This is a genomic window from Actinacidiphila guanduensis, from assembly GCF_900103985.1.
Classification (GTDB): domain Bacteria; phylum Actinomycetota; class Actinomycetes; order Streptomycetales; family Streptomycetaceae; genus Actinacidiphila; species Actinacidiphila guanduensis.
The window spans coordinates 695,136-720,717 of the sequence record NZ_FNIE01000001.1 but is presented as its reverse complement, the minus strand read 5'-3'; the positions used below and the strand labels follow the sequence as shown (position 1 = coordinate 720,717).

Sequence of the window (25,582 nt, the reverse complement as noted above, 5' to 3'; positions counted from 1 at the left end):
GCAGACGGCTGTTCACGCGGCCGGTAGCTCCTCAGGCCCCGTGGTTGCGCGTGGTGGTCGAGCGGACCACCAGCTCGATCGGCCACACCGTGTCGGTGGCCTCGGCGGCTTCCCCGCCCGACAGCGCCTCCAGTATGAGGTCCGCGGCCCGGGCGCCCTGGTCACGCGGAGCCTGGGCGACCGTGGTGAGCCCGAAGAACTCCGACAGGTCGTGGCCGTCGATACCGACGATCGAGACGTCCTCGGGCACCCTCATGCCGAGATCCCTCGCCGCGAGGACGGCGCCTATGGCCATCTCGTCGGAGGCGGCGAAGAGGGCGGTGAAGCTCAGCCGGGGGTCGCTCAGTGCCGTCTTGGCGGCCGCGTAACCCCCGCCGACGGTGAAGTCGGCGGGGAAGAACCAGCTGTCGGGGACGTCGATCCCGTGGTCCGCCATCGCTTCGAGGTAGCCGCCGTGGCGGGTCTCGGGCTGCCGGAAGTCCATCTCGCTGGCCGCGTCGCCGCCGATGAGGGCGATGCGGGAGTGGCCGAGCGAGAGCAGGTGGAGCGTCGCCAGTTTCGCCGCGCCGAAGTCGTCGATGCGCAGGGTCGAGGCGCCGGGCACCGGCCCGCCGACTGCGAGGACGGGCTTGCCCAGGCGGTGCAGCACGTCGAGTTCGCCGGCTTCGAGTTTCACCGCGACCGTGATCAGGGCGTCGACCCTGCGCCGCAGCAGGAAGTCGGTGAACACCGAAGCGCGCTGTTCGGACGAGCCGTTGAAGTTGTACAGCGACAGGTCGTACCCGGCCTGCATCAGCCGGGAGTCGATGCCGGCGAGCACCGTGCCGAAGTACCAGCGCTCGACGTAGGGCAGCACGACGCCGATGTTCCGGTTGCGGCCGGTGGCCAGCGTGTAGGCGCTGGAGGAGGCGACGTAGCCCAGGGTCTGCGCCGCCTCGGCGACCCGGCGCACCGTCTCGGCGGAGATGCGCGGGTGGCCGTTGAGGGCGCGCGAAGCCGTCGACGCCGAGACACCGGCGAGCCTCGCCACATCCTCGATTCCCGCCACTGTGCCACCTCTTGCCTTGCTGTCCAGCGCCCGTCGACTGCCGAGCGCACAGAGTATCGCCCTGGCACCAGCAGTTGTGCAAGCGCTCGGCACACAGGTTCTCCGAAGGCCGCGCCGCGGTGAACCGGCAGGCGATGACGTGCTCGTTCGCCCCTGTCTCCGTTGCCGGATTGTGTGCAAGCGCTTTATTGACACGGTGCACCGGGGGGCGCATGCTGACCGCCAACGTCGGAAGGAACCGGCTCGGCCGGGCCCGCGTGCCGCGGGCCCGACGCCCGTACGTAGCACGGCTGACTCATTGGGGAGACACAGTGCGGAGACGACTTTCATGGACCGGTGCCGCCGTGGCCGCCGCCACGGTGGCCACGGTCGGCCTGTCCGGATGCGGTGCGAGCGGCAGCGGGAGCGGCGGCGACGCCCGCGGCCCCATCACCTTCGCGTCGGGCAAGGACCTCACCGGCGCCATGCCCCAGCTGCTCGCGCAGTGGAACAAGCTCCACCCCGACCAGAAGGTCACGTTCATCGAGCTGTCGGCGTCCCCCGACGACCAGCGCAACTCCTTCGTGCAGGACCTCCAGGCCCGCAGCGGCAAGTACGACGTGATGTGGGACGACGTGGTGTGGACCTCGGAGTTCGCCGCCCACGGCTGGCTGGCGCCGCTGGACAAGGCCCAGGTGGGCGGCCCCGGTGTCCTGCCCGCCGCTGTCGACACCGCCACGTACAAGGGCACCATGTACGGCGCCCCGTTCATGACCAACAGCGCGCTGCTGTACTACCGTTCCGACCTGGTCCCGAAGCCGCCGACCACCTGGGCCGAGCTGCAGGCCGACTGCGCCGTCGCCAAGGCGCACCACATGGACTGCTACGCCGGTCAGTTCGCGCAGTACGAGGGCCTGACGGTGAACGCCGCGGAGGCGATCACCTCGGCCGGCGGGTCGTTCCTCAGCCCGGACGGCACCAAGGTCACCGTGGACTCGCCGCAGGCCAGGGCGGGTCTGCAGCACCTGGTCGACATGTTCCGCAACGGCGACATCCCCAAGGCCGCGCTCACCTACCAGGAGCAGGAGAGCGCGAACGCCTTCCTCAGCGGGAAGACCATGTTCCTCGCCAACTGGCCCTACGTGTACACCGCGGCGAGCGCCGCCGACTCCAAGATCAAGGGCAAGTTCGGCATGGCCCAGCTGCCCGGCCCGAACGGTCCGGGCAAGGCGTCGCTCGGCGGCATCGACCTCGGCGTGTCGGCCTTCTCCAAGCACAAGCAGACCGCCAAGGACTTCGTCGCCTGGATGCAGTCGGAATCGAGCCAGAAGATCCTGGTCAAGGTCATGAACCAGGCCTCCGTGCTGAGCAAGCTCTACACCGATCCCGAACTCACCAAGGCGTCCCCCTACCTGCCGACCCTGCAGAAGGCCGAACTCACGGCGGTGCCGCGGCCGAAGACGCCCGCCTACAACGCGGTGAGCCTGGCGATCCAGAAGGACGTCTACGCGGCGCTGCAAGGAAAGGTCTCGGTCGACGGCGCCATCAAGAACCTGGCAGGCGATCTGCAGCAGGCCATCCAGAGCAATTGACGCAGTCCAGCAGCAGCCGAGGAAGGTGAGCCGTGTCCAGCAGGTCTTCGACAACCGACGAGCCGCCCCCGCTCGTCGCGCCCGCCGCCCGGCGGCGGGCCAAGGCGCCGGCAGTGCGGAAGGGCGGCGACGGGAGGTTCGCCTTCTGGCTCGTCGTACCGGCCATGCTGGTCCTCACGGCCGTCATCGGGTACCCGATCGTCGCGGCCCTGATCCGGTCGCTGTCGAGCGACACCCTGGGCGAGAGCCCGCACTTCGTGGGGTTCGGCAACTACGCGGACGCGCTGTGGGGCGCGCGCAGCGGCCAGTTCTGGGACTCGGTGGAGGTCACGTACCTGTTCGCCGCGATCACCATCGTGCTGGAGACGGCCATCGGGCTGGGCATGGCCCTCGTCATGAACCAGGCGTTCCGCGGCCGGAGCCTGCTGCGGGGCGTGGTGCTCGTGCCGTGGGCGGTGCCCACCGCGGTGGCCGCGGTCCTGTGGAAGTGGAGCTTCAACCCGGTCGGGATCATCAACGCGGTGACCGGCTCGCACGTGGTGTGGACGGGGGCGGACTGGCCCTCGAGGATCGCCATCATCGTCGCGGACACCTGGAAGACGTCCCCGTTCATCGCCCTGCTGATCCTGGCCGGCCTGCAGGTCATCCCGCACGACGTCTACGAGGCGGCCGAACTCGACGGCGCCGGCGCCTTCCAGCGCTTCCGCCTGATCACCCTGCCGCTGGTGCGGCCGGCCCTGCTGGTCGCCGTCCTCTTCCGGCTGCTGGACGCCCTGCGCATGTACGACCTGCCGGCGATCCTCACCCACGGCGCCAACGACACGACGACCCTGTCCATCCTCGTGGTGCAGTCCACGCTCAGCGAACTCAAACCGGGGTACGGCGGGGCCCTTTCCACCCTGACGTTCCTGTTCATCTTCGTCACGGCCTACGCCTTCGTCCGGCTGCTCGGCGTCGACGCGACCGAGGCGCACACCCGCGACAGCAGAAAGGCCAGGAGTTGAGTACCGCATCGCTGCGCGTCCCGGTCCCGGGCCGGGCCGCCGCCCGGCGCCGGCGGCGCACGGGCACGACCAGTCCGTGGCTGTACGCGGCCCTGGTGGCCATCGTGCTGTTCTGCCTGCTGCCCTTCTACTGGATGGTCGTCACCAGCCTGAAGAGCCCGAAGGCGGTCTTCGACAACTCGCTGTGGCCGCGCCACTTCAGCCTCGCGAACTACTCCGCCGTCTTCGGCAGCCAGAACACCTTCGTCTACGCCCTGCGCAACAGCCTGGTGATCGCCGGCGCCGTCACGGTGATCGCCCTGCTGTTCGGCACCTTCGCCGCCTACGCCCTCGCCCGGCTGGAGTTCCGCGGCAAGAACCTGGTCCTCGGGCTGTTCCTGGCCACGTCGATGTTCCCGGGCGTGGCCATCCTGACCCCGCTCTTCCAGCTGTTCGCGAACCTGGGCTGGATCGACACCTATCAGTCGATGGTCATCCCGGACATCAGCTTCTCGCTGCCGCTCGGCATCTGGATCCTCGCGAGCTTCTTCCGGGCGATGCCCTGGGAGCTGGAGGCGGCCGCCCGGGTGGACGGCGCCACCAAGGCCCAGGCGTTCCGCATGGTGATCCTCCCCCTTGCCGCGCCGGGGGTGTTCACCACCGCCATCCTCATCTTCATCTCGGCCTGGAACGAGTTCATGATCGCGAACTCCATGTCGCAGACGAAGGCGTCCCAGCCGGTGACCGTGGCCATCGCCCAGTTCTCGGGGGCGTCGCAGTACGACCAGCCCTACGGGACGCAGATGGCAGCCGGCGTCGTCGTCACCGTGCCGCTGATCGTGCTGGTCCTGATCTTCCAGCGGCGCATCGTCAGCGGGCTCACCGCGGGAGGGGTGAAGTAGTGGCGGCCCTGAAGGTCCTCTTCATCGGGGGCACCGGCATCATCAGCACCGCGTGCGCCAGGCTCGCCCTCGCCCGCGGCATGGAGGTGCACCTGCTCAAGCGCGGGGGGACATCGCCGCGCCCGGTGCCCACCGGCGCCGTGGTGCACCTGGGCGACATCCGGCGCCCCGATACGGTGCGGGAGGCCCTGGGCGACGAGGAGTTCGACGTCGTCGTGGACTGGGTGGCCTTCACCGCCGAGCACGTCGCGGCCGATGTCGAGCTGTTCGCCGGCCGGACCGGCCAGTACGTCTTCATCAGCTCCGCCTCCGCCTACCAGACGCCGCCCGCCCGGCTGCCGGTCACCGAGTCGACCCCCTTGCGCAACCCGTACTGGGCCTACTCGCGGGCGAAGATCGCCTGCGAGGACCTCCTCACCGCGGCCTACCGCGAGAGCGGGTTCCCGGTCACCGTCGTACGCCCCTCGCACACCTACGACCCGACCATGGTGCCCTTCGACGGCGGCTGGACCGTCGTCCAGCGGATGCTCGACGGCAAAGGGGTCGTCGTCCCCGGCGACGGCACCTCCCTGTGGACCATCACCCACCACGAGGACTTCGCCCGCGGCTTCGTCGGTCTGCTCGGCCGGCACGAGGCGATCGGCGAGGCCTTCCACATCACCTCGGACGAGGCACCCACCTGGAACCGCATCTACACGGCCGTCGCCCGCGCGGCAGGAGTGACGGCCGACCTCGTCCACGTGCCGTCCGACGCCGTGATGGCCCTGGACGAGGAGTGGGGAGCGGCCCTGCTCGGCGACAAGGCCAACTCCATGGTGTTCGACAACAGCAAGATCCGCCGCCTCGTCCCGGACTTCGACCACTTCGTGCCCTTCGAGCGCGGCGCCGAGGAGATCATCGCCTGGCACGACGCCCACCCGGAGGCGAAGGTCGTCGACGCCCGCATGGACGCCCTGATGGACGGTCTCGTCGCGACCTTCCGCGTCCCGCCCCGCTGAACCCCCGCGCAACCCACCGCCCGTACCCCGAACCCCCGGAGCCAGCCCACCATGAAGTACACCACCCTCGGCCGATCCGGCGCCGTCGTGTCCGCCCACGCGCTCGGCACCATGACCTTCGGCGCCGAGACACCGCCCGGGACGGCCCACCGGCAGCTGGACGTCTTCACCGAGGCCGGCGGGACCTTCGTGGAGACCGCCGACGTCTACGCCGGCGGCGAGTCCGAGCGGATCATCGGCGACTGGCTGGCCAAGAAGCCCGCAGGACAGCGCGACCGCGTCTTCCTCGCGAGCAAGGGCCGCTTCCCGGTCGGCGTCGAGCCCCGGGACTCCGGTCTGTCCCGCCGGCATCTGTCCCGCGCCCTCGACGCCTCCCTGCGCCGCCTCGGCCGCGACCACATCGACCTGTACCAGGTGCACGCGTGGGATCCGCTCACCCCGCTGGAGGAGAGCATGGGCTTCCTGGAGGACGCCGTCCGTTCCGGCCGGATCTCCTACGCCGGGCTGTCCAACTTCACCGGCTGGCAGATCGCGCTCGCCGCGTCCACGGCCAAGGGGCGCTTCCCGCTGATCTCCATGCAGCCGCAGTACAACCTCCTGGTCCGGGAGGTGGAATGGGAGATCGTTCCCGCCTGCCGGGCCACCGGCCTGGGCGTGCTGCCCTGGTCCCCGCTCGGCGGCGGATGGCTCACCGGCAAGTACCGGCGCGACGAGCGCCCCACCGGCGCGACCCGCCTGGGCGAGGACCCGAACCGCGGGGTCGAGGCCTACGACCTGCGCAGCGCCGAGGAGCGGACCTGGCGCACCCTCGCCGCGGTGGAGGCGGTCGCCGCGCAGCGGGGCGTGTCGATGTCCCGCGTGGCGCTCGCCTGGCTCCACACCCGGCCCGGCGTGGCCTCCATCGTCCTCGGGGCACGCACCGTCGAGCAGCTCCAGGACAACCTCGGCGCGATCGAGGTGGCGCTCGGCGACGACGAGATCGCCCTGCTGGACGCCGCGAGCGACCCGGGAGCCGCCCCCTATCCCTATGGCGCCGCGGGCCTGGAGCAGCGCAGCCGGACCGTCGACTGACCGCCGCGCGAGCGGTACCGGGCCGCGGGCCCGGCGGCGGTGCGCGAACGGCCGCACCCGGTCACGTCGAGACGAACCCTGCGAGAAAAGGCGACAGCGATCCCATGAGCCAGCACGCCGAGTCCGGCACCCTCGCCACCGCACCCCAGCTGATCACCTACGCCGACCGCCTCGGCGGCACGATCGCCGGGCTGCACGACCTGCTGTCCGGGCCGCTGGAGGGCGCGTTCGGCGGTGTCCACCTCCTGCCCTTCTACCGCACGTTCGACGGAGCGGACGCCGGATTCGACCCGGAGGACCACACCTGCGTCGACGCGCGCCTGGGCACCTGGGACGACGTGCGCGCGCTGTCCCGCGACCGGGTGGTCATGGCCGATGTGATCGTCAACCACATGTCGAGCGCGTCCGCGCAGTTCCAGGACGTCCTGGCCCGCGGCGACGCCTCCCCGTACGCGGGGATGTTCCTGACCATGAGCACGGTCTTCCCCGACGGCGCCACCGAGGAGGACCTGCTGGGCATCTACCGGCCGCGGCCGGGCCTGCCCTTCACCGCCCTGCGGCTGGGCGACCAGCGCCGGCTGGTGTGGACGACCTTCACCGAGCAGCAGATCGACCTCGACATCCACCACCCGGCGACATGGACCTACCTGTCCACCGTCGTCGACCGCCTGACCGGCGCGGGTGTCCGCCTGCTCCGGCTGGACGCGGTCGGCTACGCCGGGAAGCGGGCCGGCACCGACTGCTTCCTGACCGAGGACTGCATGCGCTTCATCCGCCGGATCAGGGACCACGCGCGGGCCCGGGGCGCCGAGGTGCTGGTCGAGGTGCACGGCCACTACCGGCAGCAACTGGAGATCGCCCGGAGCGTGGACCACGTCTACGACTTCGCCCTCCCGCCGCTCGTCCTGCACGCGCTGCACGCCGGCGACCCGGTGCCGCTGCACAACTGGCTGGCCGTGCGGCCCGGCAACAGCTTCACGGTCCTCGACACCCATGACGGCATCGGCATCGTGGACGTCGGCCCCAGCGTCCTGCGGCCGGGGGAGGAGGGGCTGCTGACGGAGGACCAGATCGACAAGCTGGTCGAGGCCATCCACACCGCGAGCGGCGGTGGCAGCCGCGCGGCCACCGGCGCGGCGGCGTCCAACCTCGACCTCTACCAGGTCAACTGCACCTTCTACGACGCCCTCGGCGCCGACGACGACCGCTACCTGCTGGCCCGCATGATCCAGCTGTTCGTCCCCGGCACGCCGCAGATCTACTACGTCGGCCTGCTCGCCGGCCGCAACGACCTCGACCTCCTGGCCCGCACCGGCGTGGGCCGGGACGTGAACCGCCACCGCTTCACCGCCGGGGAGATCACGTCCGCGCTGCGGCGCCCGCTCGTGAAGTCCCTGCTCGCCGCGCTGCGCTTCCGCGCCGCGCACCCCGCCTTCGGCGGCGCCTTCACCCACCGGACCGAGGGCACGACGATCGAGCTGCGCTGGCAGCTCGGCGAGCACGAAGCCGTCCTGTCCGCCGACGTGGCGACCTCCGCGTTCACGGTGGAGGCGTCCGGCCCGGACCGCCTCGCACTGCGGTCCGGCTCCGCGGCCTGAGCGCCCGGGGGCGGGCCGGGTGCCTCCCGAGGCCCTGCCCGCCCCGTCACGTATCTCCCCCCGCAACGCCTTGTGTCACACCCCTTGAGATCTGACGGCCCTTTATGTCAGTCTCATTTCGGCGTCATCGAGTTCCGGTGTCGGCGCCACACGCACACCTGTTGACCCCCCACGCCGGATGTGAGCGCTCACATTTTCGCCGGGCGATCGCATTCCTCTCCTCAGGAGCGTCTGCCGTGACCCATGGAATCGCTCTGACCTGGCCACACCATCCCCGTGCCGCCAGGGGCGCGCCGAGGGTTCCGCGGTAGCGGCAGCGCTCCACGGGCGACCACCCGGACATCACCCCCGCCGGCCACATGCCGGCGAGGTGTATGCGGACCCCCGCCGGCCCGCACATGTGCCTGACCCATTGCCCCGTCCTGGGGTGACGCCCCGGCACGACGCCCCCTGTCGCGCGACAGGCGTTGCCACCGCGTCCCCCGGCGGACCCCACGCGCCCGCGGTGCTCCGGGCGTTCCCCGGGCGTTCCCCGGGCGGCGCCGCGCCGTCCGCTCCTCCCCGCGCAATGCCGTGCGTCCCCGCACGTCCCCGCACGTCCCCGTACGTCCCTGAAGGAGGTCCGATGTTCTCTTCCTTACCTGCCGGGCTGAGCCGCGCCAGACCGATCGCGGCCGTCCTGCTGGCCCTGGCCCTGGCGGCGGTCCTCTTCGGCGGGCGGGCAACCGCGAGCGCCCCGTCCGCGCACCCGGCGAAGGCCGCGGCCCGCCCGGCGGCGGCCGCCGCCTCCTCGCTGCCGTGCGACATCTACGCGGCCGGGGGCACGCCCTGCATCGCCGCGCACTCCACCACCAGGGCGCTCTTCGCGGCCTACGACGGACCGCTGTACCAGGTCCAGCGCGCCTCCGACCACGCCTACCACGACGTCGGCCTGCTGTCGGCGGGCGGTTACGCCGACGCGGCGTCCCAGACGTCGTTCTGCGCCGGCACCTCCTGCACCATCACCAAGATCTACGACCAGACGACGCGCCACAACGACCTGCCCATCTCGTGGGGCGGCTACTGGAAGGGGCCGGGCGCGAACGGCGCGGACATCGGCGCCGACGCCGCGGCGCTGCCCGTCACCGCCGGCGGCCACCAGGTCTTCGGCGTCAAGGTGACCCCCGGGACCGGCTACCGCATCGACCACGCCAGCGGCGCCCCCACCGGTTCCCAGCCGGAGGGCATCTACATGGTGACCTCGTCGAACTACACCAACCAGTGGTGCTGCTTCGACTACGGCAGCGGCGAGAACACCCACACCGACACCGGCAACGCCACCATGAACTCCATCTACTGGGGCAACGCCTGCTGGTTCGGCAACTGCGTCGGCAGCGGTCCCTGGGTCGAGGCCGACCTCGAGAACGGCATGTACCACACCGGCAGCGGCTCGAACAAGGACCCCAACAACCAGGGCGTCCACTACCCGTTCGTCACCGCCCTGGAGAAGAACAACGGCACGAGCAACTTCACACTCAAATACGGCAACGCGGCCAGTGGAGGACTCACCACCACCTATTCCGGCGCCTTACCGAGCGGCTACTCGCCCATGAAGACCGACAGCTCCCTGCTGCTGGGGACCGGCGGCGACAACAGCGTCTCCGGCCAGGGCGAGTTCTTCGAGGGCGCCATCACCGCCGGCTTCCCCTCCGACGCCACCGAGAACGCGGTGCAGGCCAGTATCACCGCGGCCGGCTACGGCGGCGGCTCGACCGGCGGCCAGGCCACCGCCCTGCGCAACACCAACGCCAACCGCTGCCTGGACATCCCCAACTCCAGCCAGACCAACGGCACCCAGTCCGAGCTGTGGGACTGCAACGGCGGCAGCAACCAGCAGTGGACGCCCACCAGCGCCAAGGAACTGCGCGTCTACGGCACCAAGTGCCTGGACGACGAGGCCAACGGCACGGCGAACGGCACCCGGGCGATCATCTGGGACTGCAACGGCGGCACCAACCAGCAGTGGAACCTCAACTCCGACGGCAGCATCACCAACGTCAGGACCGGCCTGTGCCTGGACGCCAGCGGCTACGGCACGGCCAACGGCACGCTGGTCCAGCTGTGGCAGTGCACCGGCGCGACCAACCAGAAGTGGACCCGCGGCTGATCCGCCGGGTGATCCGCCGGCCCCGTCCCCGGCCCGCACGGGCCGGGGACGGTCCGCCCGGCCGTCCCGCGCACCGGTCCGCACCCATCCTTTGGAAAAGAGAGCACCGATGAGCCTCATCCCGCACAGACGCCCGCACGGCTCCCGGCCGCTGAGGGGCGCGGCCGTCGTCGCCGTGCTCGCCGCAGCCCTCGCCGTACCGGCGACAGCCGCCCACGCGGCAACGACGACCACCCTGTACGTCTCGCCGACCGGCAGCGGCACCTCCTGCTCGGCGTCGGCACCCTGCTCGCTGACGCAGGCCAAGTCCTCCGTGGAGGCCGCCGACGGCAGCATGAGCGGGGACATCGTGGTGCAGCTGGCCGGGGGCACCTACCGGCTCACCGAACCGCTGAAGCTCACCGCCGCCGATTCCGGCAGCAACGGGTACACCGTCAGCTGGCAGGCGGCCCCGGGGGCGAGCCCGGTGCTCTCGGGCGGGCAGCAGGTGACGGGGTGGTCGCTGAAGGACTCCGCGAACAACATCTACGCGGCACCGGTGCCCACGGGAGCCGACTCACGGCAGCTGTACGTCGACGGCGCTCTCGCCCCGCGGGCGGCGATCGGCATCTCCCGCAGCGACGTGAAGGTCACCTCGAGCGGGCTGACCATCCTCAACTCGTCCCTGAACTACCTGGCCTCGCTGCCGGAGCAGAACCGGATCGAGCTGGAGAGCCAGAACTCCTTCACCGACCGCTTCGCCCCCGTGCAGTCGATCAGCGGGTCGGCGATCACCATGCAGCAGCCGGCGTGGAACAACAACAACTGGGGGTACGACACCCTGGCCAGCCCGTTCGCCGGCGGCAGCCTCCAGCTGGAGAACTCCTACTCGTTCCTGAAGTCGGCCGGCCAGTGGTACCTCGACCCGCAGGCCGGGCAGCTGTACTACAAGGCGCCCTCCGGCTGGAACCCCGCCTCCCACGACGTGGAGCTGCCGCGGCTGACCTCGCTGCTGCAGATCGGCGGCACCTACGCCGCCCCGGCGCACGACATCGCCGTCAAGGGCATCGCCTTCGAGCACACCACCTGGCTGCAGCCGAGCACCAGCACCGGCTACGCCGACCAGCAGAGCGGCACGTTCCTCGCGCGCTCCTACACGCAGCCCTCGGACTTCCTGACCTCCTGCCAGTCGGGGTGCCAGCTGTTCGAGGCCACCCGGAACACCTGGAACCAGGTGCCGGCCGCCGTGCAGGTCTCGGCGGCCGGCCGCATCGCCTTCTCCGGTGACACCTTCGCGCACCTGGGCCAGGTGGGGCTCGGCATCGGCAACGACGCCGACGCGCACGCCTCCGGTGTGGGCCTGGGCGCCTCGACCGTCTCGGTCTCCGGCAGCACGTTCACCGACGACTCCGGCGCCGGCATCGTCGTCGGCGGCGTCCAGCCCGACGCCCACCACCCCTCCAACACCGCGATGACCGACCAGGACATCACCATCGCGAACAACCGGATCAGCGATGTCGCGAAGGACTACAAGGACATGGCCGGCATCCTGTCGACCTATGTCACCCACGCGGTGATCAGCCACAACGAGGTCTCCAACCTCGCCTACGACGGCATCGACATCGGCTGGGGATGGGGCGCCAACGACGCCGGCGGCAGCCAGGACTACCGCAACCGCGGGCTCTACACCTACCAGCCCGTCTACACCACCCCCACCACCCTGAAGAACACCCAGGTCACCGGCAACCTCATCCACGGCACCAAGAAGGTGTTCCACGACGGGGGCAGCCTGTACAACCTGTCGGCCGACCCGGGCGCGGTGTTCCAGGGCAACTACATCTACGACAACCACAACACCGTGGGTCTCTACCTCGACGAGGGCTCGCGCTATGTGACCCTCAGCGGCAATGTCGTCCAGGACTCCGGGGTGTGGGCCTTCACCAACGCGAGCGGCACCAACAACACCAACGACAACACCTTCTCCGGCAACTGGTACAACTCCGGGGCCACGCAGGTCGCCACCGGCTCGCCCCACAACAACGTCCTCACCGGCAACGTCCAGGTCAGCGGCACGAACTGGCCGTCCGGCGCCCAGCAGGTGATCGCCCAGGCGGGCGTGCAGGGCGGCAGCCAGGGCAGCGACGGGACCCCCGCGGAAGTGCATGCCCTGGCGGCGAACAGATGCCTGGACGTGCCCGGCTCCTCCACCACTCCCGGCGTCCAGGTGGAGATCTGGGACTGCGCCGGCGGTGCCAACCAGCTCTTCACCCACACCTCCGACGGGCAGCTCACCGTCTACAGCGGCGGCAGCAAGCTCTGCCTGGACGCCAGCGGCCAGGGCACGAGCCCGGGCACCGAAGTCGTCACCTGGACGTGCAACGGCCAGAGCAACCAGCACTGGACCGTGAACGCCAACGGCACCATCACCGGGGTGCAGTCGGGCCTGTGCCTGGACGTGACCGGCGCCTCCACGGCCAACGGCGCCCTGGTCGAGCTGTGGACGTGCAACGGCGGCGCCAACCAGCAGTGGAGCCTTTCGTGACCGCCGTGAACCAGGCGGTCGGCGCGCGGCCGGGCCCGCAGTGTGAGCGCTCACCCGAGCGTCTTCCGCAGCGGTGGGAGTGGCCGATCAGCATCGGTTGCCGGCCGCGCGCGGCACGAGGGCGGCCGCACACCCTTGACAGGGAGGCGCAATGGGGAGCACCGTCTCCCCCCGAAACCTCTCGGCAACACCGGCGCAACAGGGCCCTCTCGCGGGACCCATCTGTTAGCGCTAACAAGGCGATCCCCGCCGGGGATCGCGCCAACGGCACGGGAGATGAGACCGAATGAGATGGACAACGGCACCTGAAGGACACCGCCTGCCACGTGCAGGCCGCGGTCTTCGAAGGCTGCTCACGGCGGCCAAGCGCCGCGACGGGGGAGAGGGCGAGCGGAACCGGCCGGGCGCCCTTGCCCCGGCGGGCCGGCGCCGCTCCGCGGTCACGACGTGGGCACGCGCGGGCGCCGCGGTCGCGCTGGTGGCCGGCGCCCTGATCGGCGCCACGGCCACCGCGGGTTCGGCGGGAGCGGCGACGTCCGGGCCGTGCGACATCTATGCGGCGGGTGGTACGCCGTGTGTGGCGGCGCACAGTACGACGCGTGCGCTCTACGCCGCCTACAACGGTCCGCTGTACCAGGTGCGTCGCGCGTCGGACAACGCGACCAAGGACATCGGCGTGCTCAGCGCCGGTGGGTATGCGGACGCGGCGGCGCAGGACTCCTTCTGCGCCGGGACGTCCTGCGTGATCACGGTGATCTACGACCAGTCGGGCCGGAACAACAATCTGACGCAGGCGCCGGCGGGCGGCGCGGCCGGTGGCCCGGACAACCTCGCCAACGCCACCGCGGCGCCGACCACGGTCGGGGGCCACAAGGCGTACGGCGTCTTCGTCGCGCCCGGCACGGGCTACCGGAACAACCACACCAACGGGATCGCCACCGGGGACAACCCGGAGGGCATGTACGCGATCTTCGACGGCACCCACTACAACGGCGGCTGCTGCTTCGACTACGGCAATGCCGAGACGAACAGCAACGACGACGGCAACGGGACGATGGAGGCCATCTACTTCGGCAACATCAAGGTGTGGGGCTACGGCTCCGGGAACGGCCCGTGGATCATGGCCGACCTGGAGAACGGCCTGTTCTCGGGGGTGAACCAGCACTACAACGCGAACGACCCCACGATCAACTACCGCTACACGACGGCCATCATCAAGGGCGGCCCCAACCACTGGGCCATCCGCGGCGGGAACGCGCAGTCCGGCGGGCTGTCCACGTTCTACGACGGGGTGCGGCCGAACGTGTCGGGGTACAACCCGATGAAGAAGCAGGGCGCGATCATCCTCGGCACCGGCGGTGACAACAGCAAGGGCGCCCAGGGCACCTTCTACGAGGGCGTCATGACCTCCGGCTACCCCTCCGACGCCACCGAGAACGCCGTCCAGGCGAACATCACGTCGGTGAACTACGGGGGTTCGTCCACGGGTACGGGTGGGTCGTCGGGGCCGTTGCGTGCGGTGGGTGCGGGCAAGTGCCTGGATGTGCCGAATTCGTCGACGGCGTCGGGGACGCAGGTGCAGATCTGGGACTGCAGTGGTGCGGCGAATCAGACGTGGACGCGGTCGTCGGCCAATGAGTTGTCGGTGACGCTCGGCGGGACGCGGTTGTGCCTGGATGCCTATGACAACCAGACGGCTGCGGGGACGAAGGTGGAGACGTGGCCGTGCAATGGCGGGGCGAATCAGCAGTGGCTGGTGAACTCCAATGGCACGGTGACGGGTGTGCAGTCGGGGTTGTGCCTGGATGTGACGGGTGCGTCGACGGCTGATGGTGCGCTGGCGGAGTTGTGGACGTGCAACGGCGGCAGCAACCAGCAATGGACCCTCGGATGACCCCCTGACCACCGCCTGAAGGCCGGCGGGCGCCGGAACGGCACGCCGTCCCGGCGCCCTGCCCCGACACCACCCCCATCACTGTCCCCCACCAGTGAGGAACGCACATGAAGAAGTACCTCGCGCCGCTGGGTGCGGCACTGGCATGCGCCCTGGGCGTGGGCGCGTCGATGCCCGCGACGGCGAGCGCCGCTCCCGCGGACGGCGCCGCAAGGGTGGTCGCGCCCGCGGCGGCCTCCGCGCCCACCGCACTGCGGCTGATGCCCCTCGGCGACTCGATCACCTGGGGCTACGCCAGCCCTTCCGGGAACGGCTACCGCGGCCCCCTGTGGGACGACCTGTCCGCCGAAGGGCACTCCCCGGACTTCGTCGGCTCCCTGCGCAACGGGACCATGCAGGACCCCGACAACGAAGGCCACTCCGGCTGGCGCATCGACCAGATCGCCGGCATCGCCGACTCCGTCCTGGCCACCTACCGGCCCAACGTGATCACGCTGGAGATCGGCACCAACGATCTGAACGGCAACTACCAGGTCGCCACCGCCGCCGACCGGCTCACGTCGCTCCTCGACCAGATCACCGGGGACCTCCCGACCGCGACCGTCCTCGTCGGCACCCTGATCGTCTCCACCAGCCCCACCGAGGAAGCCAGCCGGCCCGCCTTCAACGCCCGGCTCCCCGGCATCGTCCAGGGCGAGCAGAACGCCGGCAAGCACGTGCGTCTGGTGGACATGAGCGCCGTGACCACCGCGGATCTGGCCGACTCCCTCCACCCGAACGACAACGGCTACCGCAAGATGGCGGACGCCTTCAACGGCGCCGTGCAGGCCGCGGACGCCGCCGGCTGGATCGTGCCGCCGGCCACCGCGCCCCAGGGCCAGGTGCGTTCCGGGATCACCGGCAAGTGCCTGGACGTCAAGGGCGGCAGCAGCGCCGACGGCACCCCGGCGGACATCTGGACCTGCAACGGCTCCACCGGCCAGACCTGGTCCGCGCACTCCGACGGCACCCTGCGGGCGCTCGGGAAGTGCCTGGACGCCACCGCGCGCGGCACCGCCAACGGGACGCCGATCGAGATCTGGGACTGCAACGGCGGCGCCAACCAGCAGTGGCAGGCCACCGGCGGCGGCTACCGCAACCCGGCGTCCGGACGCTGCCTCGACGACCCCGGCCTGTCGGCGACCGACGGCACCCAACTGGTCCTGTGGGACTGCAACGGCGGCGCCAACCAGCAGTGGACGGCGCTGCCCGTCTCCTGACCCCCGAAGCCCGGGGCCGGGCCGCGCCCGGCCCCGCACATCCGCCACGAACCCCGCCGCCTACCCGCCGGGCGACGGCCGCAGCCGACAACACGTTCACGACATGGGAGGTTCCCGATGCCCCTGGGCATACCGCGGTTCCGATCACGGCACGGCCGGACGGCCGCGCTCGCCGCCACGATGGCGGTCACCACCACGACGGTCCTGGCCCTGCTGGCGGCCACCCCCGCACAGGCCGCCTCTCCGCTGCGCTCGCTGGCCGAAGGCAAGGGCAAGTACTTCGGCACGGCGCTGACGACCGGAGACCTGAACGTCAGCCAGGAGACGGCGATCGCCGGGACGCAGTTCGACATGGTGACCCCGGGCAACGAGATGAAGTGGGACACCACCGAGCCGTCCAACGGGTCCTACAACTTCGGCCCCGGCGACCAGATCGTCTCCTGGGCGCAGTCGCACAACGAGCGCGTGCGCGGGCACAACCTGGTCTGGCACTCCCAACTGCCCGGCTGGGTCAGCAGCCTGCCGCTCAACCAGGTCCAGGGCGCGATGGAGTCCCACATCACGACCGAGGTCAACCACTACAAGGGCAAGATCTACGCCTGGGACGTGATCAACGAGCCGTTCAACGAGGACGGCAGCCTGCGCCAGGACGTGTTCTACAAGGCGATGGGCTCCGGATACCTCGCCGACGCGATCCGCACCGCGCACGCCGCCGACCCGAACGCCAAGCTGTACATCAACGACTACAACATCGAAGGCGAGAACGCCAAGAGCAACGCGCTCTACAGCCTCGCCCAGTCGCTCCTCTCCCAGGGAGTGCCCCTGGGCGGCATAGGGCTGGAGAGCCACTTCGTTCTCGGCCAGGTCCCCTCCACGATGCAGGCGAACATCCAGCGCTTCGCCAACCTCGGCCTCGACGTCGCCGTGACCGAACTCGACGACCGCATCCAGCTCCCCGCCTCCAGCGCGAACCTGCAGCAGCAGGCCACCGACTACAGCACCGTGGTCAAGGACTGCCTGGCGGTCTCCCGCTGCGTGGGCGTGAGCCAGTGGGGCGTGGACGACGGCCACTCCTGGATCCCCGGCACCTTCCCCGGCTACGGGGCCGCCACCATGTACGACAGCAACTACCAGCCGAAACCGGCGTACAACGCCACCGTCACCGCGCTGGGCGGTTCGTCCACGGGTACGGGTGGGTCGTCGGGGCCGTTGCGTGCGGTGGGTGCGGGCAAGTGCCTGGATGTGCCGAATTCGTCGACGGCGTCGGGGACGCAGGTGCAGATCTGGGACTGCAGTGGTGCGGCGAATCAGACGTGGACGCGGTCGTCGGCCAATGAGTTGTCGGTGACGCTCGGCGGGACGCGGTTGTGCCTGGATGCCTATGACAACCAGACGGCTGCGGGGACGAAGGTGGAGACGTGGCCGTGCAATGGCGGGGCGAATCAGCAGTGGCTGGTGAACTCCAACGGCACCGTCACTGGAGTGCAGTCGGGGTTGTGCCTGGATGTGACGGGTGCGTCGACGGCTGATGGTGCGTTGGCGGAGTTGTGGACGTGCAACGGCGGCAGCAACCAGCAGTGGACCCTCGGATGACCCCCTGACCGTCCCCCCCCCGAACACCCTGACCACCCCCTGAAGGCCACCGGGCGCCGGAACGGCACGCCGTCCCGGCGCCCGGTGCGGTACGCACGCCCCCCTTCCGAGACAAGGAGTGCACCATGCCCCTGTTCAGCCGGTTCGTCCGGCGCCTGCGAACGTCGGCGGCCGTCTGCGCGGGCCTCCTCCTGGCCGCGGGCGGCATCGTGGCCACCGGCGCCGAGCCGGCCCACGCCGCCACCTCCATCACGATCAACGGCTCCTCCGCCGGGCGCACCTTCGACGGGGTGGGCGCGATCAGCGGCGGCGGCGGCAACAGCCGGCTCCTGATCGACTACCCCGAGCCGCAGCGCAGCCAGATCCTGGACTACCTGTTCCGGCCCGGCTACGGCGCCTCCCTGCAGATCCTCAAGGCCGAGATCGGCGGCGACACCAACTCCACCTCCGGCGCCGAGCCGAGCCACGAGCACACCCGCACCGACCTGAACTGCAACCGCGGCTACGAGTGGTGGCTGATGGAGCAGGCCAAGCAGCGCAACCCGAACATCAAGCTCTACGGCCTCGCGTGGGGCGCGCCCGGCTGGATCGGCAACGGGAACTTCTGGTCCACCGACATGATCAACTACCTGGTCTCCTGGCTGGGCTGCGCCAAACAGCACGGGCTGACCATCGACTACCTCGGCGGCTGGAACGAGCGCGGCTACAACATCTCCTGGTACGAGCAGCTGCGCAGCACGCTCAACGCCGACGGCTACAGCGGCGTCAAGATCGTGGCTGCCGACTCGGACTGGTCGGTCGCCAACGACATCGACGCCAACCAGGCGTTCGCCTCGTCCGTGGACATCATCGGCACGCACTACCCCTGCGGCTACCGGTCGGCCCAGACCGACTGCTCGGTGCCGTCGGCCGCGACGTCCTCGGGCAAGCCCCTGTGGGCGAGCGAGAACGGCTCCGACGACTACAACGCCGGGGCCCCGGCGATGGCGCGCGGCATCAACCGCGGCTACATCGACGGGAAGATGACCGCGTACATCAACTGGCCCGTGGTCGCCGCCATCACGCCCAACCTGCCCTACCCCACCATGGGGCTCGCCCTGGCCGCCCAGCCGTGGTCCGGCTCCTACGCGATCGGCAAGAACACCTGGGTGATGGCACAGACCAGCCAGTTCACCGCACCGGGCTGGCAGTACCTGGACTCCTCCAGCGGATACATCGGCGGCAACCGCAACAACGGCAGCTACGTCTCCCTGAAGTCCACCGACAAGACCGACTACTCCACGGTCATCGAGACGATGGACGCGAGCGGCGCGCAGACCCTGAACTTCAACGTCACCGGCGGGCTGTCCACCGGCACCGTCCACGTCTGGTCGACCAACGTCAACTCGAGCAACCCGGCCGACTACCTCGCCCACACCGCGGACATCACCCCCTCCGGCGGCAGCTTCAGCCTCACCGTGCAGCCGGGCCGCGTGTACACGCTCACCACGACCACCGGCCAGGGCAAGGGCACTGCGGCCGGCCCCGCCTCGAAGAGCATGTCCCTGCCCTACAGCGACGACTTCGACGGCTACACCACCGGCGCCGAGGCCAAGTACCTCATGGACTGGCAGGGCGCCTTCGAGGTCGCCGCCTGCGGCGGCGGCCGCAGCGGGAAGTGCGTGCGCCAGATGAGCCCCCAGGCCCCCATCACCTGGGACCCGCTCACCGACCCGCACGCCCTGCTCGGCGACCTGAGCTGGAGCAACTACACGGTCTCCTCCGACGTGCTGCTGGAGAAGTCCGGGTACGCCGAACTGCTCGGCCGCGCCAACGGCCAGAGCTACAGCGGCGCCGCGGGCCTGAACGCCTACCACCTGCGGGTCAGCGACACCGGCGCCTGGTCGATCCTGAGCTCCAACACCGGCGGCACGGTCTCCACCCTGGCCCACGGCACCACCGCGGCCCTGGGCACCAACCGGTGGCACAGCCTGTCCCTCGCCTTCTCCGGCAGCACCATCACCGCCTCGATCGACGGGGCCACCGTGGGCTCGGCCAACGACTACACCTATGCCGGCGGGCAGGTCGGCTACGCGACCAGCCAGGGCGAGACGGCGCAGTTCGACAACCTGTCCATCACCCCGGGCCCCGGCGGATCGGGCGGCACCAGCGGCCCGATCACCGGTGTCGCCTCGGGCCGGTGCGTGGACGTGCCCAACCAGTCCCAGACCAACGGCACCCAGGTGGAGCTGTGGGACTGCAACGGCGGCTCCAACCAGCAGTGGACCCGCACCGCGGCCGGTGAGCTGCGCGTGTACGGCGGCGACTGCCTGGACGCCGCGGGGCAGGGCACCAGCCCCGGCACCAAGGTGGACATCTACGCCTGCAACGGCGGCAGCAACCAGCAGTGGACGGCCAACGCCGACGGCACCATCACGGGCAACCAGTCGGGCCTGTGCCTGGACGCCACCGGCAACGGCACCGCCAACGGCACCCTGCTGGAGCTGTGGACCTGCAACGGCGGCTCCAACCAGCAGTGGACCCACACCTGACCGCGCGGCGGCGGCCGTCCCCCGACGCCTGCCGCCCTTTCGGTCATCGGTGACCAATGGATGCCGCCGGGGGCGCCACCCCGCCCCCGGCGGCATCCCCAAGGACCGACCAGAGCCCGACCAGAAGGAGCAGACGAGCCATGATCCGCATGTGGGCGCGCCGGTTACGGCGCACACTCCTCGCGGCGGGCGCCACGGCAGCGCTCGCCGCCGGGATCCTGACCGGAACGGCGGCGCCGTCGCACGCCGCGTCCCAGGCGCCGTGCGACATCTACGCCGCGGGCGGCACGCCGTGCGTGGCGGCGCACAGCACGACCCGCGCGCTGTACGCCTCCTACAGCGGCAGCCTCTACCAGGTCCGGCGCTCGTCGGACGGCACGAGCAAGGACATCGGCGTGGTTGCCGCGGGGGGCCGGGCGAACGCCGCGGCGCAGGACTCCTTCTGCGCCGGGACGACGTGCGTGATCACCACGGTGTACGACCAGTCCGGCCACGGCAACGACATGAAGTTCCAGGGGCCCGGGGGAGCGGGCGGCTCCGACACCGCCGCCAACGCCGCCGCCGAGGCGCTGACGGTCGGCGGGGGGAAGGTGTACTCGCTCTACATCAACCCCGGCAACAGCTACTGGCGTGACGGCCACCTCTCGGGCGTGCCCACCGGCAGCGCCCCGGAGGGCACGTACATGGTGACCAGCGGCACCCACGTCAACGGCGGCTGCTGCTTCGACTACGGCAACAGCGAGACCGACCGTCACGCGGACGGCGCCGGCGCCATGGACGCCATCAACTTCAGCACCAGCTGCTGGTTCGGCGGCTGCTCGGGCTCGGGTCCCTGGGTCCAGGCGGACCTGGAATACGGCCTGTACTCCGGCGGCAGCCAGTCCTGGAACTCCGGCCAGCGCGCCTTCACCAGCAAGTACGTCACCGCCATGCTCAAGAACAACGGCACGTCCAGAATGGCGATCAAAGGGGCCAACGCTCAATCCGGCGCCCTGACCACCTTGTGGGACGGAGCACTGCCGCCCGGCTACAGCCCGATGAAGAAGCAGGGCGCCATCGTGCTGGGCAGCGGCGGGGACTGCTGCAACGGCAACACCAACCTGTCGCAGGGCACCTTCTACGAGGGCGCCATCGTGGCCGGCTATCCGTCCGACGCGACGGACAACGCGGTCCAGGCGAACATCACGTCGGTGAACTACGGGGGTTCGTCCACCGGTTCGGGTGGGTCGTCGGGGCCGTTGCGTGCGGTGGGTGCGGGCAAGTGCCTGGATGTGCCGAATTCGTCGACGGCGTCGGGGACGCAGGTGCAGATCTGGGACTGCAGTGGTCAGGCGAACCAGACGTGGACGCGGTCGTCGGCGAATGAGTTGTCGGTGACGCTCGGTGGGACGCGGTTGTGTCTGGATGCGTATGACAACCAGACGGCTGCGGGCACGAAGGTGGAGACGTGGCCGTGCAATGGCGGGGCGAATCAGCAGTGGCTGGTGAACTCCAATGGCACGGTGACGGGTGTGCAGTCGGGGTTGTGCCTGGATGTGACGGGTGCGTCGACGGCTGATGGTGCGCTGGCGGAGTTGTGGACGTGCAACGGCGGCAGCAACCAGCAATGGACCCTCGGATGACCCCCTGACCACCCCCCGACCCCAGGCCGCGACGCCGCTGCGGACCCCACCGGGTTCCGGAGCGGCGTCGCGGCCTGCCGTACATCAGCACCGAGCCACGCCCCGAGGTCCGGCACCGCGCTCCCGCGCGGCACCGGGGGGGCGCCGCTGCACCGGATTTCCGAGCGCAAGGTGGAGCAATGCGCTGGTTCAGCGCACCACTACGCACCACCGCCCTGGCGGCGGTCTGTTCGATCGGGCTGGTCGGCACCCTGGCGGCGACCGCAGGGGCGGCACCCGCGCACGGCGCCGCGCCCAAGGTGCCGATCTACCTCGACACGGCGTACTCGTTCCAGGAGCGGGCCGCGGATCTGGTGTCCCGGATGACACTGGACGAGAAGGCCGCGCAGCTGAAGACGAACAGCGCGCCGGCGATCCCGCGGCTGGGTGTGCAGCAGTACACCTACTGGAGCGAGGGCCAGCACGGCGTCAACGCGCTCTTCGCGGACACCGATCCGGGCACCGTCACCGGCGGGGTGCACGCCACCAGTTTCCCGACGAACTTCGCCGCGTCGATGACGTGGGACAAGAGCCTGATGTACCAGGAGACCACGGCGATCTCGGACGAGGCCCGCGGGTTCCTCGACAAGTCGCTGTGGGGCAAGGGCCAGAACAACCTCGGCCCCTCGCCCGACGACTACGGCGACCTCACGTACTGGGCCCCGACGGTCAACATGGACCGCGATCCGCGATGGGGCCGCACCGACGAGGCGTTCGGCGAGGACCCCTACCTGGTGGCGCAGATGGCCGGGCAGTTCGTCGACGGCTACCAGGGCGAGACCCCCGAGGGCACGCCCACGAGCAAGTACCTCAAGGTCGCCGCCACGGCCAAGCACTACGCTCTCAACGAGGTCGAGAACAACCGCACGGGCATCAGCTCCGACGTCGACGACAACGACCTGTACGACTACTACACGGCGCAGTTCAAGAGCCTGATCGAGAAGTCGCACGTCGCCGGCCTGATGACCTCCTACAACGCCATCAACGGCACCCCCTCGGTCGCCGACACCTACACCACGAATCAGATCGCCCAGCGCACCTACGGCTTCGGCGGGTACATCACCTCGGACTGCGGCGCCGTCGGCACGACGTACCAGACCTTCCCGAACGGTCACAACTGGGCTCCGCCCGGGTGGACCACCGACGGGAAGGGCGGCAGCGCCACCTGGACCGACACCGCCACCGGTCAGCAGGTCTCCGGAGCCGCCGGCGGCCAGGCGTACGCACTGCGCGCCGGCACCGACGCCAACTGCACCGGCACCGAGGCGACCTCGCTGAACATCCGGGCGGCCATCAAGGCCGGCGTGCTCAGCGAGGGCGTGGTCGACAACGCCCTGGTGCACCTGTTCACCGTCCGCATGGAGACCGGTGAGTTCGACCCCGCCGGCAAGGTGCCCTACACACGGATCACCAAGGACGTCATCCAGTCGCCGGCCCACCAGGCGCTCGCGGCCAAGGTCGCGGACAACGCCGTGGTGCTGCTCCAGAACAACAAGGTCGGCGGCCGGAGCCTGCTGCCCGCGAACCCGGCCACGACCGGCAAGGTCGTCATCGTCGGCGACCAGGCCGGGAAGGTCACCCTCGGCGGATACTCGGGTGATCCCGCGCTGCGGGTGGACGCCGTCCAGGGCATCACCAGCGAGCTGAAGGCCGCCAACCCCGCGGCCGACGTGGTCTACGACGCCGCCGGCACCTCCACCACCGCCACCGGCGACGCGGTGCTGAGCGCGCAGACGCAAGCGGACATCAAGGACGCGGACCTGGTCGTCATCGCGGTCGGAACCGACGACGCCACGGCGGGCGAGGGCCACGACCGCACGGGCCTCGCCATGCCCGGCAACTACAACAGCCTGATCGACCAGGTGGCGGCGCTCGGCAACCCGAGGACCGTCCTGGACATCCAGTCCGACGGCCCGGTCACCATCGACAGGACCCGCGGCGAGGTCTCGGCCGTCGTCTTCGCCGGCTACAACGGCGAGAGCCAGGGCACAGCTCTGGCCGACGTCCTCTTCGGGAAGCAGAACCCCAGCGGTCACCTGAACTTCACCTGGTACAAGGACGACTCGCAGCTTCCGGACATCTCGAACTACCACCTCACCCCGAGCGGCACCGGCGGACTCGGCCGCACCTACCAGTACTTCACCGGGACGCCCACCTACCCCTTCGGATACGGCCTCAGCTACACCCGCTTCCGGTACTCCCACCTGCGCGCCGACCGGTCCTCGGTGTCCGCCGACGGCACGGTGGAGGTCGGCTTCGATGTCACCAACACCGGCTCCACTGCCGGGGCGACGGTTGCCCAGCTCTACGTCACCACCCCGCAGACCGCGGGCGGCGAGGTGCCCAAGGAGCAGCTGGAGGGCTTCCGGAAGACCCGGCTCCTGGCGCCCGGCGCCACCCAGCACATCGAGTTGAAGGTCGCCGTACCCGACCTCGCCTTCTGGGACGGGGCCGCGGCCAAGCAGGTCGTCCACGACGGCACCTACCGGTTCCAGGTCGGCCCCGACTCCGCCGACCCGGCGGGCGCGGTCCGGGTCGACGTCCACGGCACGCTGTCCGAGCACGTCCAGTACGTGACGGTGCAGCCGGAGAGCGTGGAGTACAGCGCGGGCGACACCATCGACCTCACCGGCAGGAACCAGTGGATCAAGGACGACACCGACCCGGCCCAGGAGCCCGGCCGGAACATGTCGGTCAAGGCCGACCACGTCGTGGAGGCGGTCGACAACGACGGTTCGTTCGTCGACCTGGCACACACCAAGGTGCGTTACCGCAGCAGTGATCCCTCGGTGGCGAAGGTGGACGGCAAGGGCCTGGTCACCGCGGTCGGCAACGGCGTGGCCACCATCAGCGCCACCGTCGGCGGGGTGACCGGCTCGGCGGTCGTGACCGTGCACCACCCGCTCACGCTCGACAGCAAGGCAGTGGTCACGCCCGGCGAGACCCAGACGGTGACGGCCACGTACACCAACAACGGGCCGACGGCGCTGCCGGACGCCTCCGTCGGGCTCACCGTGCCCAGCGGGTGGACCGCGAAGGCCACCTCCGCCACCACCTTCGCATCCATCGCCCCGGGCGCCTCGGTGAAGGCCACATGGTCGGTCACCGCGCCGGCCGACGCCGGCCAGGGCAGCTTCGAACTGTCCGCAAGCGCCACCTACCGGGGGGCCAAGAGCGACGACGTGGCCGCCGCGGACACATCCGTGCCGTACGGCAGCGTGCCCGCCGCGTTCGGCAACACCGCGATCAGCGACGACGGCAGCACCGGCACCGCCGACCTGGACGGCGGCGGCCGCAGCCTGTCCCAGCAGGCCCTGGCGGCCGCAGGGATCACCTCCGGCGGCACCGTCACCCACGACGGACTGACCTTCACCTGGCCCACCACCGGCAAGGGCGCGCCCGACAACATCGTGGCGGGCGGCCAGAGCATCCGGCTCGGCGCCGCAGGCACCACCCTCGGTTTCCTGGGGACGGCGAACAACGGCACCGCGTCCGGCACCGGCACGATCACCTACACCGACGGAACGACCCAGTCCTTCTCGCTCGCCTTCTCCGACTGGTGGGACAACGCGCCCGCAGCCGGCGGCGACACCCTCGTCAAGCTGCCCTACCTCAACCAGAACGGAGGCAAGGTCGACCAGCCCGTCAGCGTCTACGGCGTGACCGTGCCGATCCAGGCGGGCAAGACCATCGACTACCTGACGCTCCCGAACATCAGCCAGGGGACGGGCAACAACCAGACCGCGATGCACATCTTCGCGATCGCGGTCGGCTGATCCCGCCCGGGGCCCGCCGGTGCCGTCCGC

General features: G+C 70.4%; 15 protein-coding genes. 14 read left to right on the top strand and 1 reads right to left on the bottom strand.

The annotated features are described in order from the left end of the window. Nucleotides 1-31: 31 nt before the first annotated feature. The gene (locus tag BLR33_RS03010; RefSeq protein ID WP_093782620.1) at nt 32-1,048 is read right to left on the bottom strand and encodes a LacI family DNA-binding transcriptional regulator; all 1,017 of its coding nucleotides are present in this window, start codon (nt 1,046-1,048) and stop codon (nt 32-34) included. A 311-nt stretch (nt 1,049-1,359) separates the two neighbouring features. Here BLR33_RS03010 and BLR33_RS03005 point away from each other — a divergent pair, with 311 nt between their 5' ends. From BLR33_RS03005 to BLR33_RS02940, 14 genes are all read left to right on the top strand, one after another. Continuing rightward, nucleotides 1,360-2,619, top strand: a complete 1,260-nt coding sequence (locus tag BLR33_RS03005) for an ABC transporter substrate-binding protein (RefSeq protein WP_245771111.1) — start codon at nt 1,360-1,362, stop codon at nt 2,617-2,619. A 32-nt stretch (nt 2,620-2,651) separates the two neighbouring features. Continuing rightward, nucleotides 2,652-3,623 carry a carbohydrate ABC transporter permease gene (locus BLR33_RS03000; protein ID WP_093782618.1) on the top strand — a complete coding sequence of 324 codons (972 nt, stop codon included), beginning with the start codon at nt 2,652-2,654 and terminating at the stop codon, nt 3,621-3,623. Further along, entirely contained in the window at nt 3,620-4,504 is an 885-nt protein-coding gene (locus BLR33_RS02995) for a carbohydrate ABC transporter permease (RefSeq protein WP_407639624.1), read from the top strand. Before BLR33_RS03000 ends, BLR33_RS02995 begins: the two co-directional genes overlap by 4 nt. After that, on the top strand, nt 4,504-5,502 hold the full coding sequence (locus tag BLR33_RS02990) for an NAD-dependent epimerase/dehydratase family protein (protein ID WP_093782617.1): 999 nt from the start codon (nt 4,504-4,506) through the stop codon (nt 5,500-5,502). Before BLR33_RS02995 ends, BLR33_RS02990 begins: the two co-directional genes overlap by 1 nt. 51 nt (nt 5,503-5,553) lie before the next feature. Beyond that, on the top strand, nt 5,554-6,573 hold the full coding sequence (locus tag BLR33_RS02985; RefSeq protein ID WP_093782616.1) for an aldo/keto reductase: 1,020 nt from the start codon (nt 5,554-5,556) through the stop codon (nt 6,571-6,573). A 104-nt stretch (nt 6,574-6,677) separates the two neighbouring features. After that, nucleotides 6,678-8,171: a sucrose phosphorylase gene (gtfA, locus tag BLR33_RS02980; RefSeq protein WP_093782615.1), complete on the top strand. Its 1,494-nt coding sequence runs from the start codon at nt 6,678-6,680 to the stop codon at nt 8,169-8,171. A gap of 625 nt (nt 8,172-8,796) precedes the next feature. Then, a complete protein-coding gene (locus BLR33_RS02975; RefSeq protein WP_093782614.1) occupies nt 8,797-10,317 on the top strand; it encodes an arabinofuranosidase catalytic domain-containing protein in 1,521 nt (506 codons plus the stop codon). 109 nt (nt 10,318-10,426) lie between these two features. Continuing rightward, nucleotides 10,427-12,838 (top strand): ricin-type beta-trefoil lectin domain protein, encoded by a 2,412-nt coding sequence (locus tag BLR33_RS02970; RefSeq protein WP_093782613.1) that lies wholly within the window; start codon nt 10,427-10,429, stop codon nt 12,836-12,838. A 475-nt stretch (nt 12,839-13,313) separates the two neighbouring features. Beyond that, nucleotides 13,314-14,732, top strand: a complete 1,419-nt coding sequence (locus tag BLR33_RS02965; RefSeq protein ID WP_245771127.1) for an arabinofuranosidase catalytic domain-containing protein — start codon at nt 13,314-13,316, stop codon at nt 14,730-14,732. A 107-nt stretch (nt 14,733-14,839) separates the two neighbouring features. Continuing rightward, nucleotides 14,840-15,991: an SGNH/GDSL hydrolase family protein gene (locus BLR33_RS02960; protein ID WP_093782611.1), complete on the top strand. Its 1,152-nt coding sequence runs from the start codon at nt 14,840-14,842 to the stop codon at nt 15,989-15,991. Nucleotides 15,992-16,108: 117 nt separating this feature from the next. After that, a complete protein-coding gene (locus BLR33_RS02955) occupies nt 16,109-17,584 on the top strand; it encodes an endo-1,4-beta-xylanase (protein ID WP_245771110.1) in 1,476 nt (491 codons plus the stop codon). A 125-nt stretch (nt 17,585-17,709) separates the two neighbouring features. Continuing rightward, a complete protein-coding gene (locus tag BLR33_RS02950) occupies nt 17,710-20,115 on the top strand; it encodes a ricin-type beta-trefoil lectin domain protein (RefSeq protein ID WP_093782610.1) in 2,406 nt (801 codons plus the stop codon). 140 nt (nt 20,116-20,255) lie between these two features. Further along, nucleotides 20,256-21,737 (top strand): arabinofuranosidase catalytic domain-containing protein, encoded by a 1,482-nt coding sequence (locus BLR33_RS02945; protein WP_093782609.1) that lies wholly within the window; start codon nt 20,256-20,258, stop codon nt 21,735-21,737. Between the two features lie 179 nt (nt 21,738-21,916). Next, nucleotides 21,917-25,552 carry a glycoside hydrolase family 3 C-terminal domain-containing protein gene (locus tag BLR33_RS02940; protein WP_093782608.1) on the top strand — a complete coding sequence of 1,212 codons (3,636 nt, stop codon included), beginning with the start codon at nt 21,917-21,919 and terminating at the stop codon, nt 25,550-25,552. Nucleotides 25,553-25,582: the final 30 nt, after the last annotated feature.